Source organism: Rhizobium sp. BK212 (assembly GCF_014197475.1).
Lineage (GTDB): Bacteria > Pseudomonadota > Alphaproteobacteria > Rhizobiales > Rhizobiaceae > Rhizobium > Rhizobium anhuiense.
On record NZ_JACIFS010000007.1, the window covers coordinates 341,074 to 357,724 of the forward strand.

A 16,651-nucleotide genomic window follows, 5' to 3' on the forward strand; every position below is an offset into this window, starting at 1 on the left:
ACAACCGCGCCGAACATTGGCTTACCGGCAAAACGGCAAGGAGAGCCCATGGAACTGAAAGGAAAGATCGCATTGGTGACAGGCGCCGGTTCGGGCATCGGCAAAGCCGCCGTCTTGCGGCTTGCCGCCGAGGGAGCAAGGGTCGCAGCATTGAGCCGCACAGCGGAAGAAGTCGAGAAAACCTGCGCCGAGATCGAGGCCGCCGGCGGCCAGTCGATGGCGTTGACGGCAGATACAAGCGACGAAGCTCAAATGCGGGGCGCCGTGAAGCAACTGACCAACACCTTCGACGGCCTCGACATCGTTGTCGCCAATGCCGGGATCAACGGAGTCTGGGCGCCGATCGATGATCTGCAGCCGGATGAATGGGACAAGACCATCGCCGTCAATCTGCGCGGCACCTATCTGACCCTGCATCTGGCGGTTCCGCATCTGAAGCGCCGCGGCGGTTCGATCGTCGTCGTTTCGTCCATCAACGGCACCCGTAGCTTCACCACGCCGGGCGCCACCGCCTACACCGCAACCAAGGCCGGCCAGGTCGCCATGGTCCAGCAGCTCGCCCTCGAACTTGGTCGGCACGGCATTCGCGTCAATGCCGTCTGCCCCGGCGAGATCGAGACCAATATCGGCGCCAACACGAACAGCCGCCATCGCGAAGAGACCGAGGTGCCGGTCATCTGGCCGCAGGGGGATATCCCGATCGCCGGCGGCAGGGCAGGCAAGAGCGAGGACGTCGCCGAAACCATCCTCTTCCTCGCCTCCGACCGCGCCCGACACATCACCGGCACGCCGATCTGGATCGACGGCGGTCAGGGTCTGCTGCGATAGTCCTTGCCGATTCTGCCGCGGTCAGCCGTTCAGCCGGGCGCTTTCCAGCGTATAGAGCTGCTGGGCGCGCTGTACGCCGCGCAATGCGTAACGCCCGATGCAGGCGAGTGTCGCGCGCTCCTCCTCCGGGATCGCCGAGGCGAAATCGGAGGACATCAAGAGGTTGAGATCGACCGAGCGGCAGATCGAGGCGATGCGGCTGACCTCGTTGACGGCAGGGCCGATGACGGTAAAGTCCAGCCGGTCCTGGCTGCCGATATTGCCGTAGAAGACGTCGCCGATATGCAGGCCGATATAGACGTCGGTCGCGGCCCGGCCGGCCGCCCGGCGTTCATCATTCAACGTGCCGAGCTTTTCCCGCAGAAGGGATTCGGCGCGTAGGGCCGCGGAACAAGCCTCCGCCGGAACCTCGCCCTTGAAGATCGCCAGCACGCCGTCGCCGATCAGCTTCAGCACGTTGCCGCCGGATGCGTGGATCGCCGTGATCACAGCCTCGCTGTAGTCGTTGAGCAGCGGGATGATCTCCTCCGGCGGCACGCTGTCGGAGATCTTGGTGTAGTTTAGCAGATCGGAAAACCAGAGCGCTGCGGAAATCCGCTCCGATTTGCCGCGGCTGATCTTGCCTTCCATGACCTGGCGCGCGGCGTCTTCGCCGAGATAGACCTCTGCGATGGTGCGGGCGATGCGCCCAAGCGCGATGCATTTGATCGCCAGCCCCAACACCGGCACCAGCTTGCGCAGGATGGCAAGGTCGTGATCGGAAAAGCCCTCAGGATGTTTCGTCGCGAAATGCGAGAAGAAGCAATCCATCTCGCCGATCGTTCCAGCCTCGGAAAAACGATGCATCATCGCCACGAAATCCGTGTGGCCGGCTTCAGCGATCGTATCGAGCAGGCTGAAATCGATCGGATCGCCGAAACCGAGACGCCGGCGGATCTCCCGCTCGTTGCGAGACCAAAGATGATAGAAAGCCGAACGCTGCCAGTTCGACGCCGCTTCCCCCGAGCTCGTCGGACCATATTCGAACTCTGTCTGGATCTCCTCGACGCTGTCCCAGCGGAAAGCACGGCCCTCATGCACCGGATGCAACGTATCCATCAGCGCCAGACCGCGGTCGAGCGGCAGGCCGGCATTACGACAGGCCGCGCAGAAACCGGTCATGAGCTCGGCTTCGGAAACACCCTTCAGTCCCTGCTCGGTCACCCAGGCTGCAATCGTGCTGACGTCGCTGTAATCCATGGCGCTCACCTTCACTCGTGCTTGGTCTGAGCTGTAGCCCGAATTCGGCATGGAAGGAAAGTCAATTGGCTCAATCGCCCGCAGGCATATTGTAGGGCGTGATGATTTCGACCGTTGAAAGCGAGGGCGAAACCGCCCGCCCCGACGCTTGTGCCCGGCTCATGATCGCCCTGAAGGCCGAGCGCGCATCGGTTCTGAGATCGTGATGCAGCACGAAGCCGATCCGACGCGCGCCAAGCAGGGCGCGATTATCGGCATCGAGATCATGGGCGACGAAGACGCGGACGGGACGTTGGGCCGCATCGAAGGCCGAAAGCACCGCCCGGTTGCCACCGCCGATCGAATAGACGGCGTTGATGGCGGGATCGGCGGCAAGCGCCGCCGCCGCAAGCGTTCCCGTGGCGGCATCGGTGCCGTGCCCCTCGCTGATTTCAGTAATGCCGATGTCGGGATAATGGGCACGGATGCTGCGACGAAAGCCGATTTCGCGCTCTTCTTCGCCGCGGAACCGCCCGCTCGACAACGTCACCAGCACCTTGCCGCCATGGTCTCCAAGGAATTCGCCGATCAGATAGGCGGCGGTCTCTCCCGCCGCCCGGTTGTCGGCGCCGGCATAAGCGATGCGGGCCGAATTCGGCAGGTCGGTCACCAGCGTCACCACGGGAATGCCCGCCGCATCCGCCCGCGCAACTGAAGCAGCCACCTCGGCGACGTCAGGCGCCTTGAGCACAATGCCGTGCGTACCACGCAGCCGGATGCGATCGAGAAGCTGCACCAGTTCGGCCGGCTTCATCACCTCGGCGAAATGGAACCGGCAGCGGAAGACGCCGGGCAGGAAGGCCGCCATCTCCGCTTCGAAGGCAGTGCGCACCGCATCGCTGAAACGCTGTGGCGTCTCCATGACGATATCGATCGCCAGCACACGCCCGCTGCCCATCGCCCCCGCCTGCTGCTTCTCCAGCTCAGCGATCGCCGCCTTCACCCGCATCTCCGTCTGCCGGCGCACGCCCGGCCTGCCGTTCAGCACCCGGTCGACGGTCGCGGTGCTGAGGCCTGCCTGGAAGGCGATGTCCTTGACGAGAAAGCGATGGACCATGGCCGGGCCTGATGGTTTTTTGATGGATTTCTGATCTATATCACCTGGCATCGCGGCGTATAGTGCCTCCATCGGAAAGAGGGAGGAGCCCGCCATGAAAACCGACAACCCGCAGAAACTGCGCGCCGACCGCGTCTGGCTGAGCGAAGAGGCCTGCGATCTCGACGATTTTCGCGACCTTGCAGAAAAGGCGACTGTGCTTGCCGATTACCCCGCAGCGTCTGCGGTCGAAAAAAACGTGCTGATCTATGACAGCCGCAAGGTGATGGCGGCGGCCGCAACGCCGGAAGGCCGGCGAGCCGTATTAGCCGAAATCTGCGAGGCCTTCGGCGAAGGTCCCGGTGTCGTCGTGTTCAAGCGCGCGTACGAAGACACCGGCATCATCGACCGCGCCAGCACGATCTTCGACGCGATCATCGAGGAGCAGCACCGCACCGCGACCGGCGGCGGCGATCACTTCGCCAAGCCTGGCGCCAACGACCGCATCTGGAATTCGCTGGAAAAACATTGCCTCGCCGATCCGGCAAATTTCGCCGAATATTACGGCAATCCCATCATCGCGCTGGCAAGCGAAGCCTGGCTCGGCCCGAGCTACCAGATGACGGCGCAGGTCAATCGCGTCAATCCGGGCGGCGCGGCGCAGTCGGCGCATCGCGATTACCATCTCGGCTTTCAGTCGTCTGCGGTGATCGAGCAGTTTCCGGCGCATGTGCATCGGCTCTCGCCGGTACTGACACTGCAGGGCGCGGTCGCCCATTGCGACATGCCGCTCGAAAGCGGCCCGACGCTCTTTCTACCGCACAGCCAAACCTATGTGCCCGGTTATCTCGCGCTGAAACGGCAGGAGTTCCGCGATTATTTCGAAACCCATCATGTCCAGATGCCGCTCGAAAAAGGCGACGTCGTCTTCTTCAATCCCGCTCTTTTCCATGCCGCCGGCACCAACCGCTCGGCCGACATCAAGCGTGTCGCCAACCTCCTGCAAGTCTCCTCCGCCTTCGGCCGGGCGATGGAAACCGTCAACCGCGAGAAGATGAGCGCCAGGCTGTTTCCCGCCTTGAAGAACTTGCAGGAAAAGCTCTCGCCTGATGAAATCGCCAACGCCGTCGCCGCCTGCGCCGAAGGTTATTCCTTCCCGACCAATCTCGACCGCGACCCGCCGCTCGGCGGACTGGCGCCGAAGACACAGGCGCAACTGATGCACGAGGCGCTGAAGGAAGGCTGGAGCGACGAGGCCTTTACCGCAGCACTTGCGGCGCAGGCGCAGAAGAAGCTGAGCTGATTGGAAGCGTAAGCCACTTGTATCAGCACTGACACAAGCCTCCCGCATCCGCGGGAGGCCATTCGCACATCGTCACAACGGAGGAACCACATGAGCACAGACCACGGACGCCTCGACGGCAAGATCGCCATCATTACGGGCGGCACGCAAGGCTTGGGCGCCACCATCGCCCGCCTGTTCGCCGAGCGCGGAGCAAAGGGCATCGTCATCTGCGGCCGCAACGAAGCCAAAGGTAATGCGAAGGCCGCGGAGATCTCGGACGTGACCGGCGCCAGGGTCGTTTATGTGAAGGCCGACCTCGGCAAGGTCGAGGAGGCGCAGAATGTCGTGCGCGCCTGCGATGAGGCCTTCGGCCGTGTCGACGCACTGGTCAATGCCGCCGCCATCACCGATCGCGGCACCATTCTCGATACCAGCCCGGAGCTCTTCGACGCCATGTTCGCCGTCAATGTGCGCGCGCCATTTTTCCTGATGCAGGAAGCGGTGAAGGTCATGCGCCGCGAAAAGATCGAGGGCACCATCGTCAACATCGGCTCGATGTCGGCCAAGGCAGGCCAGCCCTTCATCGCCGTCTATTGCGCCTCCAAGGGCGCGCTGGAAACGCTGACGAAGAACACCGCCTACGCGCTGCTGCGCAACCGCATCCGCGTCAATGGTCTGAACATCGGTTGGATGGCCTCCGAAGGCGAGGACCGGATCCAGCGCGAATATCACGAGGCACCGGCCGACTGGTTGGAGAAGGCGGAGGCAAGCCAGCCCTTCGGCCGTCTCGTCGATCCGCACGAGGTGGCGCGCGCCTGCGCTTACCTGTCGTCTTCCGAATCCGGCCTGATGACCGGCTCGGTCATCTGCTTCGATCAGTCGATCTGGGGCGCCTACGACGGCTCGCCGCATCCGGTCGCAGCCCTCTGAGAAAGGCAGAGCCCGGCAATTCCGTCGCCGGGCTCTGGCACCTCCAGGTTTTTGCCGCTAGGAAAAGAACGGCAGCATTCAGGGAGGAAACTGGCATGGGCGACAATCCGATTTATGAGATCCGCGACGAACGCTTCGGTGCAATGATCATCGGCAGCGCCGCCCTCGAGGAGCTTTATTCCGGCTGCCGCTGGACGGAAGGCCCGGTCTGGTTTTCCGACCTGAACTGCCTTCTCTGGAGCGATATCCCGAATGAACGGATGATGCGATGGACACCGGATGGGACGGTCTCCGTCTTCCGTTCACCGTCCAACTACGTCAACGGCAATACCCGCGACCGGCAGGGCCGGCTGGTCTCCTGCGAACATGGCGGCCGCCGCGTCACCCGCACCGAGACGGACGGCACCATCACCGTTCTCGCCGACAGCTATAGGGGCAAGCGGCTGAACTCGCCGAACGACGTCGTCGTGCACTCCGACGGCGGGGCCTGGTTCACCGATCCGACTTACGGCATCCTGTCGGATTACGAGGGCCACAAGGCCGAGCCCGAGCAGCCCACCCGAAACGTCTACCGGATCGATCCGGCAAGCGGATCGATCGACGCCGTCGTCGAAGATTTCATCCAGCCGAACGGCCTTGCCTTCTCGCCCGACGAGACGAAGCTCTATATTGCCGATTCCGGCTCGGCAAAACATGACGTGCCGCGCCATATCCGCGTCTTCGACGTCATCGACGGCAGGAGGCTTGCGAATAGCCGTTACTTCTGCAGCCTCGACGTCGGCAATCCCGACGGCTTCCGCTTCGATGTCCAAGGCAATCTCTGGACGAGCGCCTCCGACGGCGTCCACTGCTTTTCGCCCGAGGGAACGCTGCTCGGCAAGATCAGGGTGCCGCAGACGGTGTCCAACCTCACCTTCGGCGGCCCCAAGAAAAACCGGCTCTTCATCACCGCGACGCGTTCGGTCTATTCGATTTATATCAAGACGACCGGCGCACAATATCCATAGATCAGGCCTTCAGCTGTCGGGACGCCCATGCAGCGGCTCGGCCCGATGCCAGTTTTCCAGGATGCGGCCATCTGTGTGTTTCTGCTGCGCCCAGCGGATGCCGTTCGAGATCACCTTATGCACGATCTTGTCGTGATAGATCGGGTAGGTCTCGTGGCCGGGGCTGAAGAAGAAAATGCGCCCGCGCCCGCGCTGGAAGGTGCAGCCGCTGCGGAACACCTCGCCACCGGAATACCAGGAGATGAACACAAGCTCGTCCGGCTGCGGAATATCGAAGGGCTCGCCGTACATTTCCGAGGCATTGACCTCGAAATAGGGCGGCAGTCCCTCGGCGATCGGATGCGAGGGATTGACCACCCAGACGCGTTCGAGGTCGCCATCCGGCGTCTCGCGCCAGGAAAGGTTGGCGTTGGTGCCCATCAGCCGGCGGAAGAGCTTGGAATGATGGCCGGAATGCAGGACCAGCAGGCCCATGCCCTTCAGCACACGCTGCTGCACGCGGTCGATCAGCCCGTCGCTGACCTCGTCATGCGCCATATGCCCCCACCAGAGCAGCACGTCGGTATCATCGAGCACGCTGTCCGGCAGGCCTTCATCGGGATCATCCAACGTGCCGCGGCGGATTTCGAAATCCGGATGGGCAATACCGGCGGCGATCGCGCCGTCGATACGGTCGGGGTAGATCTCCTGGACCTCCCTGTGGAGCTGTTCGTGGCGTCCTTCGTTCCAGATGGTGACCTTGATTGTCATGGCATTCCTCGATGTTTGGGCGATGGTTCAGGTGTCAGGCAGTTGCCGGACGGATCACTCGGCCGGCGGAATCGAACAGATGGCAGGCAGCCGGATCGGCCATCAGCGGCACGCGGTCGCCCGGCCGCACCGCGATATCGCCTTCGGCGCGCACCACGATCGGTTGCTGCGGCGAGCCGACGGTCATGTAGGTCTCGACGCCGAGGCGCTCGACGATGACCACCTCGGCGGTGAAATTTCCCCGCCCCTCCGGCGCGATCTTCAAATGCTCCGGCCGGATGCCGAGCTTGGCCTCGCCCTGCGGCACGACCCCGTTCGCATCGGCAAGATCGAGCGAAAGCCCGATCGGGCTGTCGAGATGCAGCCTGCCCGCTGAGGCCTGCGTCGCGGTGACCGGGATGACATTCATCTTCGGCGAGCCGATGAAGGTCGCGACAAATTCATTCTCCGGCTGATGGTAGAGCGCCATCGGCGCCCCCGCCTGTGCCACCAGGCCCTTGTTCAGCACGACGATGCGGTCGGCCATCGTCATCGCCTCCACCTGGTCGTGGGTGACGTAGACGACAGTTGCCTTCAGCTCGCGGTGCAGACGCTGCAGCTCGGCGCGCATCTGCACGCGTAGCGCCGAATCGAGGTTCGACAGCGGCTCGTCGAACAGGATCAGCGCCGGTTTCTTGATGATGGCCCGGCCGATCGCCACACGCTGGCGCTGGCCGCCGGAAAGGGCGGCAGGGCGGCGGTCGAGATAGTCGGTCAGCTGCAGGATCTCGGCGACGGCTTCGACCTGCCGGCGGATTTCCGCCTCCGGCACCTTCTTCAGGCTGAGGGAGAAGCCGATATTTTCGGCAACACTCATATGCGGATAGAGCGCATAGGACTGGAATACCATGGCGATGCCGCGCTTGTCGGGCGGCACGTCGTTGATACGCTTGCCGTTGAGGATGAGGTCGCCGTCGTCGATGCCTTCGAGGCCGGCGATCATCCGCAGCAGCGTCGACTTGCCGCAGCCGGACGGGCCGACGAAGACGGCGAACTCGCCGTCTTCCACGGTGATGTCGACGCCTTTGATGACCTCGAGCGCGCCGTAGAATTTGCGAACGTTTCTGAGATTGATCATCTGTTTCTCTTTCTTGATCTCAGCCCTTCACGCCGCCCGAGAATGTCTGGACGAGGAAGCGCCGCGCAAAACCGAAGGCGACGACGGCAGGCAGCAGGTAGATGAAGGCCAAAGCCGTCAGCAGGCCGTAATCGATCTCGTTGATGCGCAGGAAGGCCCGGAAGAGACCGAGCGGCAGCGTCTGCAGCTCCGGTGACGACAGGAAGATCAGCGGCAGGAGGAAGTCACCCCAGGCCGACATGAAGGCGAACAGCCCGGCGGCCGCAAGCCCCGGCAGCGCAAGCGGGATCAGCACCCGGCGGATGCGCTGGATCAGTGTCGCTCCATCCATCAGCGCCGCCTCTTCGTAATCCCTCGGCAGCCCGTCGAAGAAGGTCTTCATGATCCAGAGCGCCAGCGGCAATTGCATGGTCGCCAGCACCAGGATCAGCCCGAGATAACCGTCGATAAAGCCGGTCCAGCGCATGATGTCGCGGGCATAGCTGCCGAAGATCGGCCTGAGCACTGCCGCTTCCGCATTGTTCAGCGTCAGCAGGAACTTGTAGAGCGGCACGACCAGCGCCGTCGGCGGCAACACGCGGATGAGCAGGATCGCGTAGAGGAAGGGCAGCTTCCACCAGGCCCTGGTGCGTGACAGCGCATAACCGCCGAGCCCGGCAAGCACCATGACCAGCAGCGTCGCACCGCCGACCACGAAGAGCGAGTTGAACAGCCACTTCGCCCCGTCCTCCTTGGTGAAGACCTTAATATAGTTGGCGAAGGTCCACTGCTCCGGCCAGTGCAGGAAAAGCTGCGCATTGCCGTCGAGAGAGGCGAGCAGCACCCAGAAGAAGGGAACCGCGCAGAAGATCGAGATCAGCGACAGCGTCGCATAGGCGATGAGGTCGGAGCGGCCTTTGTTTGCGGTCTCGCTCGGGGAAATGACGGCCATGTCAGACCTCCACCTTCATGGCCCGGACATAGGCGATGCCCAATATCAGCGAGATGACGAGCGCGACGACGGCGACCGCCGCACCATATCCCAGCTGGAACGCCGTGAAGGACTGGTTGTAGATATAGATGCTGACGACCTCGGTCGCCCCGCCCGGCCCGCCGCGCGTCAGCGCATAGACGAGGCCGAAGACGGCAATGGTGGAGACGGCCGAGATCAGCATGTAGAGCAGGATCGTCGGCATCATCAGCGGCAGGGTGATGCGGCGAAACATCTGCGATGGTGTGGCCCCATCCATGCGGGCCGCCTCGTAAATCTCTCCCGGTATGGTGCTGAGGCCCGCGGTCAGGAGGATCATAGCCGTGGCGATGCCGCGCCAGGTGTTGACGACGATGATCATCGACAGCGGGAAGACCTGCAGCCAGTCGGCCGGCGCGACACCGAAAAAGCTGACGATGCGGCTGAGCGTGGCATTGTCGCCGCCGGCCAGCATCGAGATCCACATGAAGCCGGCGACGACTTCGGGAGCGGCATTCGGCAGCAGGATGATCGACGAGAACACCCGCCGGAAACGGATCGGCCGGCGCAGCGCCATTGCCGAGATCAGGCCGAGCACGAACTGGCCGATCACCGCCGAACCGATGACGAAGACGAAGGTGACGAACAGCGCGTTCCAGAATTTCGCGTCGTTCAAGAGCCGCGTGTAGTTCCTGAGACCGACGAAGCGGGGCCGCAGCGCCGCCGCCCCGGTCAGCGCTTCATTGGTAAAACTCAGATAGATGGAATAGAGGGCCGGATAGATGACGAAGGCCAGAAGCAGCACCAGCGAGGGCAGCAGGATCAGCAGCCACTGCCGCTCGGCGCGCTTTTCATGAGAGTTTCGGGCCATGGAAGCTCACAACCTTGTCAAATGAAGCCGGCTTATCGAATGAAAAGGGGAGGACGCGGGCGATGCCGCCGCGTCCCCGTTCGCTGGGAAAGAAAGCGGAGGCTTACTTGACCATGTCGTCGCCGAGCGTTTCCTTGACGTAGTCGACAAGGATCTTCTGGGCGCCGGCGGCATCGGTCTCCTTGCGCAGCAGCGCTTCGGTGGCACGCGCGACACCTTCCGAGACCGTGCCGAAACCGGAAGCCTGCTTCAGAAACACGCCGTTTCCGGCTGCCGCATGGATCGGAACCAGTTCCGTCAGCTTCTGGAACTCGGCATTATCGGCCGCATCCTTGCTGGCCGGAATGTTGCCGATGCGGGCGGCATAGGAAACCTGCGTCTCGATCGAGCCGATCTCCAGCAGCGCCTTGATTGCCAGCTCCGTATTGGCCGACTTGGAATTGACCGCCCACGGCGCGGCGAGGTTGGCAAGCACATACTGGCCACTGTTCTGGCCGGGAACCGTCCAGGTGCCGACCACCTTCGTCACGTCGGGAATCGGATTCTTGCTTTCGCGGCCCCAGTCGAAAATATAGCACCAGGAGCCGCAGGTGGTGGCGGCAAGCTTGCCTTCCGGGAACATCTGGTACTTCGGCACGACCCAGGGCTCGGGTCCGAGCAGCGGCTGCGTCGGCATCAGATCCTTGTCGATCAGTTCCTTGTAGACGTTGAAGACATCCTTGATGCCTTCGCCATTCAGATCGAGCTTGCCGTCGGCATCGACGAGCTGCGGCGTCTTCGAACCGACGAGCAGGTGCTGGAAGCCTTCGTCGAAGGCACCGCTTCCCCAGGAAACGCCGGCCGGGAACAGCAGGCCATAGGCGCCGGTCTTCTGCTTGATTTCGGCGGCACGGTCGAGAAGCTCCTGCCAGGTCTTCGGCTGTTCGGTCGAGATGCCGGCCTTTTCGAGAACGTCCTTGCGATAATAGATTTCCTGGATGCCGAGCATGAACGGCATCACATAAGTCTCTCCGTCCGGGCTGACGGCGAGGTCCTTGGCGACATCATAGAGGTTGGCGTAGCCATCCCAGGCCTTGAACTCCTTGGTCACAGGCGCGAGGTAGCCGGCTTCCACCATGTCGGCAACGGCTGCCGTCGTCGGGATGGAGAACAGGTCGGGGGCGTTGCCGGCGCCGAGCTCCGTCAGGAGTTTCGTCAGGTAATCCTTGTCCGGCGCCGGATATTCGATGACCTCGACGGTGACGCCGTATTTCTTTTCGATCCGCTCGACCGTCGACTTCATCGCGTCGATGCCGGCCTGACCGTGATTTGCAATTCGGATTGTTTCAGCCTGCGCCAGCGTCGAAACCGCGCTCAGCAGAACGGCGCACAGGCCGCCAAGAACCATCTTCTTCAACGGAAGTCCTCCCTTTTTTAGAGACACGGCGCCCTCCAGCACCGACCGCGAAAATGTACACGCATTCCCAATGCTGACAAGACGGTTTTTAAAAAGATTCGTTATTGGGTTTTAATATACTGATATTACTTATCTAATTAAATATTGCCATCACTGTAACGTTTGTGTAATCGTGTGCACAAATGCAATCAGGGAGGAAATTCCATGACTGGGAAATTGCGCCTCGGCGTCATCGGTGCCGGCCTGAAGGCGGCGGAATATGCCGCGAGCTGGGTCAAGATGCCGGAGATCGAATTTGCTGCACTCGCCGACACCACGGCGGCTTCGCGCCAGCGCCTGCTCGACGTCTGCCTCGCCGCCGGCGCCCCCGAACCGAAGAGCTTCGAGGACTATCGTGAGATGCTCGGCCAGTGCCGGGACGAACTCGACATCGTCTACATCTCCACCCCGCATGCCTTCCATGCCGAGCAGGCAACTGCCGTTGCCGAGGCCGGCCTCGACCTCTTCCTCGAAAAGCCGATGGTGACGACCGTCACCGAGGCCGAGAGGCTGATCGCCGCGCAGAAGAAGAGCGGCGTCACCATCGTCACTGCCTTCCAGGGCGGCCTCTCGCCGCTGGTGCTCGACACGCGCCGGCGGGCGCTCGCCGGCGAATTCGGCGAACTGATCGCCATATCGGGCATGATCTGGGAAAGCTGGTCGTCGAACTATCATGGTCATTGGAAACAGCAGCCTGAAATTTCAGGCGGCGGCTTCATGTTCGATACCGGCGCCCATATGATGAACACCGTCTGCCTGCTCGCCAATTCCGATTTCGACAGCGTTTCGGCCTACATGAACAACCACGGCAGGCAGGTCGACATCGCCACCGCCGTCTCCGCCCGGCTGAAAAACGGCGCGCTGACGACATTGACAGCCGCCGGCGAAGGCCCTCCGGGCTGCGCTTCCTACATCACCTTCTTCTATTCGAAGGCGATCGTGCGCATCGATGCCTGGGGCGGCTGGCGCGAGATCAGCGTCGGGCGGAGCGCCGAGCCGCGCGAGGAGGCCGAGATTCTCGGCAATCCGATGAAAAATTTCCTCGCCATTCGCGCGGGAAAGATGGAAAACTCCGGCTCCGTTGAAATGGGCCTCAGATTCGCTAGGCTATGGGATGCAATCAAGGAATCGGCAGCGGCCGACGGCGCTTCCGTCAGGATCGTCGCCTGATAGGCGCTGAAGATGACCGGAATGAACAGACGGCGGATCACTTCGAAGGAACTGGCGAAACTCGCTGGCGTCTCCTCCGCCACCATTTCCCGCGCCTTCTCCCCGGATTCACGCATCGGCAGCGCCACCCGCGATCGCATCCTCGCCGTCGCCCGTGAACATGGCTACCAGCCGAATGCGATCGCCCGCTCGCTGAACAACCAGCGCTCGCGCCTCGTCGCATTGGTCGTCAATGCGATCGGCAACCCCTGCGAAGCCGAGGAACAGCAGCTTCTCGTCCACCGCCTGCAGGCAAGACAATTGCTGCCGATCATCCTCTGCTGCGCCGATCATTCCGACCGGCTGCAGCTGATGCGCCTTGCCTCCACCTATCAGGTCGATCACGTCGTCGTCTTTTCCGACATGGTGTCGATGCAGGATGCCGTCGACATCTTTCACACGACGAAGCCGATCATCGTCTCCTTCGAGCCGCTCGACAACGAAAACGTCTCCAGCATCCGCATCGACGGCTCTGGGGCCGCCGACGAGATCATCGACAAGATCGTCCGCGACGGCAAGAAGCGTTTCGCCTACCTCTCCGGCACCAATTCAAGCTGGATCGACAAGCTCAGGCGCAAATGGTTCGCCGATGCGCTCGCCAAGCGCGGCCTCTCTTTCGAGGCGCAGGCCTTCGGCGACTATTCCTATGATTCCGGCTTCAAGGAAGCCGTGCTGCTGCTGCACCGCGACAAGGTCGATGCCATCATCTGCGGCAACGACGTCATGGCGATCGGCGCACGCGATGCCGCCCGCCGGGTGATCGGCAAGAACACGCCTGACGATATCGCCATCGTCGGCCAGGACGGCATCGCCATGGCCGCCTGGGATTGCAACGACCTCACCACGCTGAGCCTCGACCACGTCGCCTTCATCGATGCCGTCGTCGAACTGATCGAACGCCATGACGCCGAGATCGAAGGCCCGCACAGCATCACACTCACCTGCACCGCCCGCTGGGGCTCGACCGCATAGCGGCACACATCCATTGCATCGAGGAGGAATACCGATGACCAGATTTTCACGCGCCGAAGGGCGCCGCAATGTCCCTGATGCCGTAAGCTGGAGAGCCTGAAATGCGTTCCGTCGTCTCCTTCAATGAAGGCTGGAGTTTCCATGAGGGCTTCGGCCAGCGTTTGCTCGAAACTTTCGATGCCGCCAAATCAGTCAGCCTGCCGCATACCGCCGTCGAACTGCCCTTCAACTATTTCGACGAAACCAGCTACCAGCGCGCCTTCACCTATCAGAAGGTGCTGCGCTGGCTGCCGGAGTTCGAGGGGCGCGAGGTCTCGCTCGTCTTCGACGCCGCCATGGCCGACAGCGTCGTCTATCTGAACGGCGAGGAAATCGTCGCCCATAAGGACGGCTACACGCCCTTCGAGGCCCGCCTCACCGGCAGGCTCGTCAGGGGAGAGAACCTCGTCACCGTCAAGATCGACGGCAGCGAGAACCCGGCCATTCCGCCTTTCGGCGGCCGCATCGATTATCTCACCTATGCCGGCATCTACCGCGACGTCTGGCTGAAGGTCACCGACCCGGTGTCGATCCGCAATCTCAAGATCGAAACCACGGACGTTCTTCGCCCGGAGAAATCGGCAACCGTCCGCGTCGATATAGCCAATCCCGAGAGCCGCAGCTTCTCGGCGACCGTCACCGCCACGCTGAAGCAGGCAGACGGCACGGTGGTCGCCACCGCCGCCACCGAAACGATCGGCAGCCGCACCACGCTCTCCTTCGGCGGCCTCACCGGCATCACCCTCTGGGACATCACCGATCCCACACTCTATGACGTCACCGTCGAACTCAGGTCCGAGCACGGCTCCGACCGTCTCTCGACCCGGTTCGGCTTCCGCACAGCCGAATTCACGCCGGAAGGTTTCCTCTTGAACGGCAAGCCGCTGAAGCTGCGCGGCCTCAACCGTCACCAGTCCTTCCCCTATGTCGGTTATGCCGCCGGTCGCTCCGCCCAGGAGCGCGATGCCGACATCATGAAGACGGTGCTGAAGTGCAATATCGTCCGCACCTCGCATTATCCGCAGTCGAAGTGGTTCCTCGACCGCTGCGACACGATCGGCCTGCTGGTTTTCGAGGAAATCCCCGGCTGGCAGCATATCGGCGATGCCGATTGGCAGCAGGAATCGATCGAGAACGTCCGCCGCATGATCGAGCGCGACTGGAACCACCCCTCGATCATCATCTGGGGCGTGCGCATCAATGAATCGCAGGACAATCACGATTTCTACGCCGAGACCAACAGGCTCGCCCGCGAGCTCGACAGCACCCGCCAGACCGGCGGCGTGCGTTATATCACCGAGAGCGAACTGCTCGAGGACGTCTACACGATGAACGACTTCATCCTCGGCAACGAGGAACTGCCGGGCGCCAACCGCCCGCGCACGACGCTGCGCGGCCAGCAGGAAAATACCGGACTGTCCCACAAGGTGCCGTACCTCATCACCGAGTTCAACGGCCACATGCACCCGACGAAGATTTACGATCAGGAGCAGCGCCAGGCCGAGCATGTACGCCGGCACCTGGACGTGCTGAACGCCGCCTACGGCGATGTCGATATATCCGGCGCCATCGGCTGGTGCATGTTCGACTACAACACGCACAAGGATTTCGGCTCCGGCGACCGCATCTGCTATCACGGCGTCATGGACATGTTCCGCGAGCCGAAATTCGCGGCCTATGCCTATATCAGCCAGTGCGATCCATCAGACGAGATCGTCATGAAGCCGGTGACCTTCTGGGCGCGCGGCGAACGCAATATCGGTGGCGTGCTGCCGCTGATCATCCTGACCAACTGCGACGAGGTGGAGCTGCAATATGGCGCGCTTTCCAAACGCATCGGCCCGGACCGCGAAAACTACCCGCATCTGCCGCATCCGCCCGTCGTGCTCGACCATCGCCACTTCACCGCCGATGAGCTCGGCACCTGGGGCCTCGAATGGATCGACGGCACCTTCACCGGCTATATCGACGGCCAACCGGTGGCCAGCCTGACGCTGGCGGCCGATCCGTTGCCGACGACGCTTGAGGTCGTTGCCGACAGGTCGACGCTCAGAGCCCGCGAACGCGACAGCACACGCGTCATCATCCGCGCCCTCGACCAGAGCGGCCAGCGCCTGCCCTTCATGAATGACAGCATTTCGCTGAAGGTGCACGGCCCGGCAAGGATCGTCGGCCCGACCACTGTGCCATTGCAGGGCGGCACATCAGGCTTCTGGCTGGAGGCGACGGGCTTCACCGGCGAGATCACCGTCGAAGTCGTTTCTACACGTTTCGCACCGGTGACAACAAGCGTGACGGCCGCCTGACGGCCATCACCCGATCCTGGCCTGGCTTTCTGGATCGAAGAAGACGGCCTTATCGAGATTGAAGGCCAGTCGGGTTGTCTGCCCTGGCGCGATACCGGCATCGGCGCGCAGGCGGGCGACGACGGATTTGCCGCCGAGCTTGGTGACGGCGAAAGTGTCGGAGCCGGCCGGTTCGACCACCTCGATCAGGCAGTCGCCCTCGCTCAGCATGCGCGCCTTGCGGTCGGCGCCGTCGGGATCGGTCAAGGCCTCGGGGCGGATGCCGAAGATCACCTGTCTGCCGGTATAGGTGGTCAGGCCATTGTTGCCAGCCATGACGGGGAGCTTGAGCGGGGCGGCATGCGGCCGCTCCAGCGAGACTTCCAGCCCACCGGCGCCGTTTTCGACGGTGGCGGTCAAGAGGTTCATCGCCGGCGATCCCATGAAGTCGGCGACGAAGATGTTGGAGGGGCTGTTATAGATCTCGGCCGGCGTGCCGAACTGCTGCAGCACCCCGTCCTTCAGCACGGCGATCTTGGTCGCCAGCGTCATCGCCTCGATCTGATCATGGGTGACATAGACGAAGGTGGTGCCCATGCGCTGATGCAGCCGCTTGATCTCGGTGCGCATGTCGACGCGCAGCTTGGCATCGAGATTGGA

At 62.6% G+C, this 16,651-nt stretch carries 14 protein-coding genes and 1 pseudogene; 7 read left to right on the forward strand and 8 right to left on the reverse strand.

The features are described 5' to 3' along the window. Positions 1 to 48 precede the first annotated feature (48 nt). Positions 49 to 828 carry an SDR family NAD(P)-dependent oxidoreductase gene (locus FHT79_RS22930; RefSeq protein ID WP_183904179.1) on the forward strand — a complete coding sequence of 260 codons (780 nt, stop codon included), beginning with the start codon at positions 49 to 51 and terminating at the stop codon, positions 826 to 828. A 21-nt stretch (positions 829 to 849) separates the two neighbouring features. Here the strand turns inward: FHT79_RS22930 and FHT79_RS22935 are convergent, their stop codons facing one another. Both FHT79_RS22935 and FHT79_RS22940 read right to left on the reverse strand, forming a co-directional pair. Continuing rightward, positions 850 to 2,067 carry an adenylate/guanylate cyclase domain-containing protein gene (locus tag FHT79_RS22935; RefSeq protein ID WP_063475265.1) on the reverse strand — a complete coding sequence of 406 codons (1,218 nt, stop codon included), beginning with the start codon at positions 2,065 to 2,067 and terminating at the stop codon, positions 850 to 852. Positions 2,068 to 2,137: 70 nt separating this feature from the next. Continuing rightward, a complete protein-coding gene (locus FHT79_RS22940) occupies positions 2,138 to 3,163 on the reverse strand; it encodes a LacI family DNA-binding transcriptional regulator (RefSeq protein WP_183904180.1) in 1,026 nt (341 codons plus the stop codon). 94 nt (positions 3,164 to 3,257) lie between these two features. Here FHT79_RS22940 and FHT79_RS22945 point away from each other — a divergent pair, with 94 nt between their 5' ends. The 3 genes from FHT79_RS22945 to FHT79_RS22955 all read left to right on the forward strand — a co-directional run bounded on the left by FHT79_RS22945 (position 3,258) and on the right by FHT79_RS22955 (position 6,364). Beyond that, a complete protein-coding gene (locus tag FHT79_RS22945; RefSeq protein WP_183904181.1) occupies positions 3,258 to 4,445 on the forward strand; it encodes a phytanoyl-CoA dioxygenase family protein in 1,188 nt (395 codons plus the stop codon). 90 nt (positions 4,446 to 4,535) lie between these two features. Further along, the gene (locus FHT79_RS22950; protein WP_183904182.1) at positions 4,536 to 5,357 is read left to right on the forward strand and encodes an SDR family oxidoreductase; all 822 of its coding nucleotides are present in this window, start codon (positions 4,536 to 4,538) and stop codon (positions 5,355 to 5,357) included. Positions 5,358 to 5,452: 95 nt separating this feature from the next. After that, positions 5,453 to 6,364 (forward strand): SMP-30/gluconolactonase/LRE family protein, encoded by a 912-nt coding sequence (locus FHT79_RS22955; RefSeq protein WP_063475261.1) that lies wholly within the window; start codon positions 5,453 to 5,455, stop codon positions 6,362 to 6,364. Between the two features lie 9 nt (positions 6,365 to 6,373). Here the strand turns inward: FHT79_RS22955 and FHT79_RS22960 are convergent, their stop codons facing one another. The 5 genes from FHT79_RS22960 to FHT79_RS22980 all read right to left on the reverse strand — a co-directional run bounded on the left by FHT79_RS22960 (position 6,374) and on the right by FHT79_RS22980 (position 11,447). After that, a complete protein-coding gene (locus FHT79_RS22960) occupies positions 6,374 to 7,114 on the reverse strand; it encodes a ThuA domain-containing protein (protein WP_063475260.1) in 741 nt (246 codons plus the stop codon). Between the two features lie 34 nt (positions 7,115 to 7,148). Continuing rightward, positions 7,149 to 8,231 carry a sn-glycerol-3-phosphate ABC transporter ATP-binding protein UgpC gene (gene ugpC, locus FHT79_RS22965; protein ID WP_127430699.1) on the reverse strand — a complete coding sequence of 361 codons (1,083 nt, stop codon included), beginning with the start codon at positions 8,229 to 8,231 and terminating at the stop codon, positions 7,149 to 7,151. Between the two features lie 19 nt (positions 8,232 to 8,250). Beyond that, positions 8,251 to 9,162 (reverse strand): carbohydrate ABC transporter permease, encoded by a 912-nt coding sequence (locus FHT79_RS22970; RefSeq protein ID WP_047616176.1) that lies wholly within the window; start codon positions 9,160 to 9,162, stop codon positions 8,251 to 8,253. 1 nt (position 9,163) lies between these two features. Continuing rightward, entirely contained in the window at positions 9,164 to 10,051 is an 888-nt protein-coding gene (locus FHT79_RS22975) for a sugar ABC transporter permease (protein WP_183904183.1), read from the reverse strand. A 103-nt stretch (positions 10,052 to 10,154) separates the two neighbouring features. Then, entirely contained in the window at positions 10,155 to 11,447 is a 1,293-nt protein-coding gene (locus FHT79_RS22980; protein WP_183904184.1) for an extracellular solute-binding protein, read from the reverse strand. Between the two features lie 204 nt (positions 11,448 to 11,651). On the opposite strand from FHT79_RS22980, the gene FHT79_RS22985 reads away from it, so the two are divergent. From FHT79_RS22985 to FHT79_RS22995, 3 genes are all read left to right on the forward strand, one after another. Further along, positions 11,652 to 12,656, forward strand: coding sequence for a Gfo/Idh/MocA family oxidoreductase (locus FHT79_RS22985; RefSeq protein WP_183904185.1), 1,005 nt, complete (start codon positions 11,652 to 11,654; stop codon positions 12,654 to 12,656). A 12-nt stretch (positions 12,657 to 12,668) separates the two neighbouring features. Further along, the gene (locus tag FHT79_RS22990; RefSeq protein WP_028757116.1) at positions 12,669 to 13,667 is read left to right on the forward strand and encodes a LacI family DNA-binding transcriptional regulator; all 999 of its coding nucleotides are present in this window, start codon (positions 12,669 to 12,671) and stop codon (positions 13,665 to 13,667) included. A gap of 101 nt (positions 13,668 to 13,768) precedes the next feature. After that, positions 13,769 to 16,012 carry a glycoside hydrolase family 2 protein gene (locus FHT79_RS22995; protein WP_183904186.1) on the forward strand — a complete coding sequence of 748 codons (2,244 nt, stop codon included), beginning with the start codon at positions 13,769 to 13,771 and terminating at the stop codon, positions 16,010 to 16,012. A gap of 6 nt (positions 16,013 to 16,018) precedes the next feature. Here FHT79_RS22995 and FHT79_RS23000 read toward each other — a convergent pair. Then, positions 16,019 to 16,651, reverse strand: a pseudogene (locus FHT79_RS23000) (TOBE domain-containing protein); the annotation flags it as partial.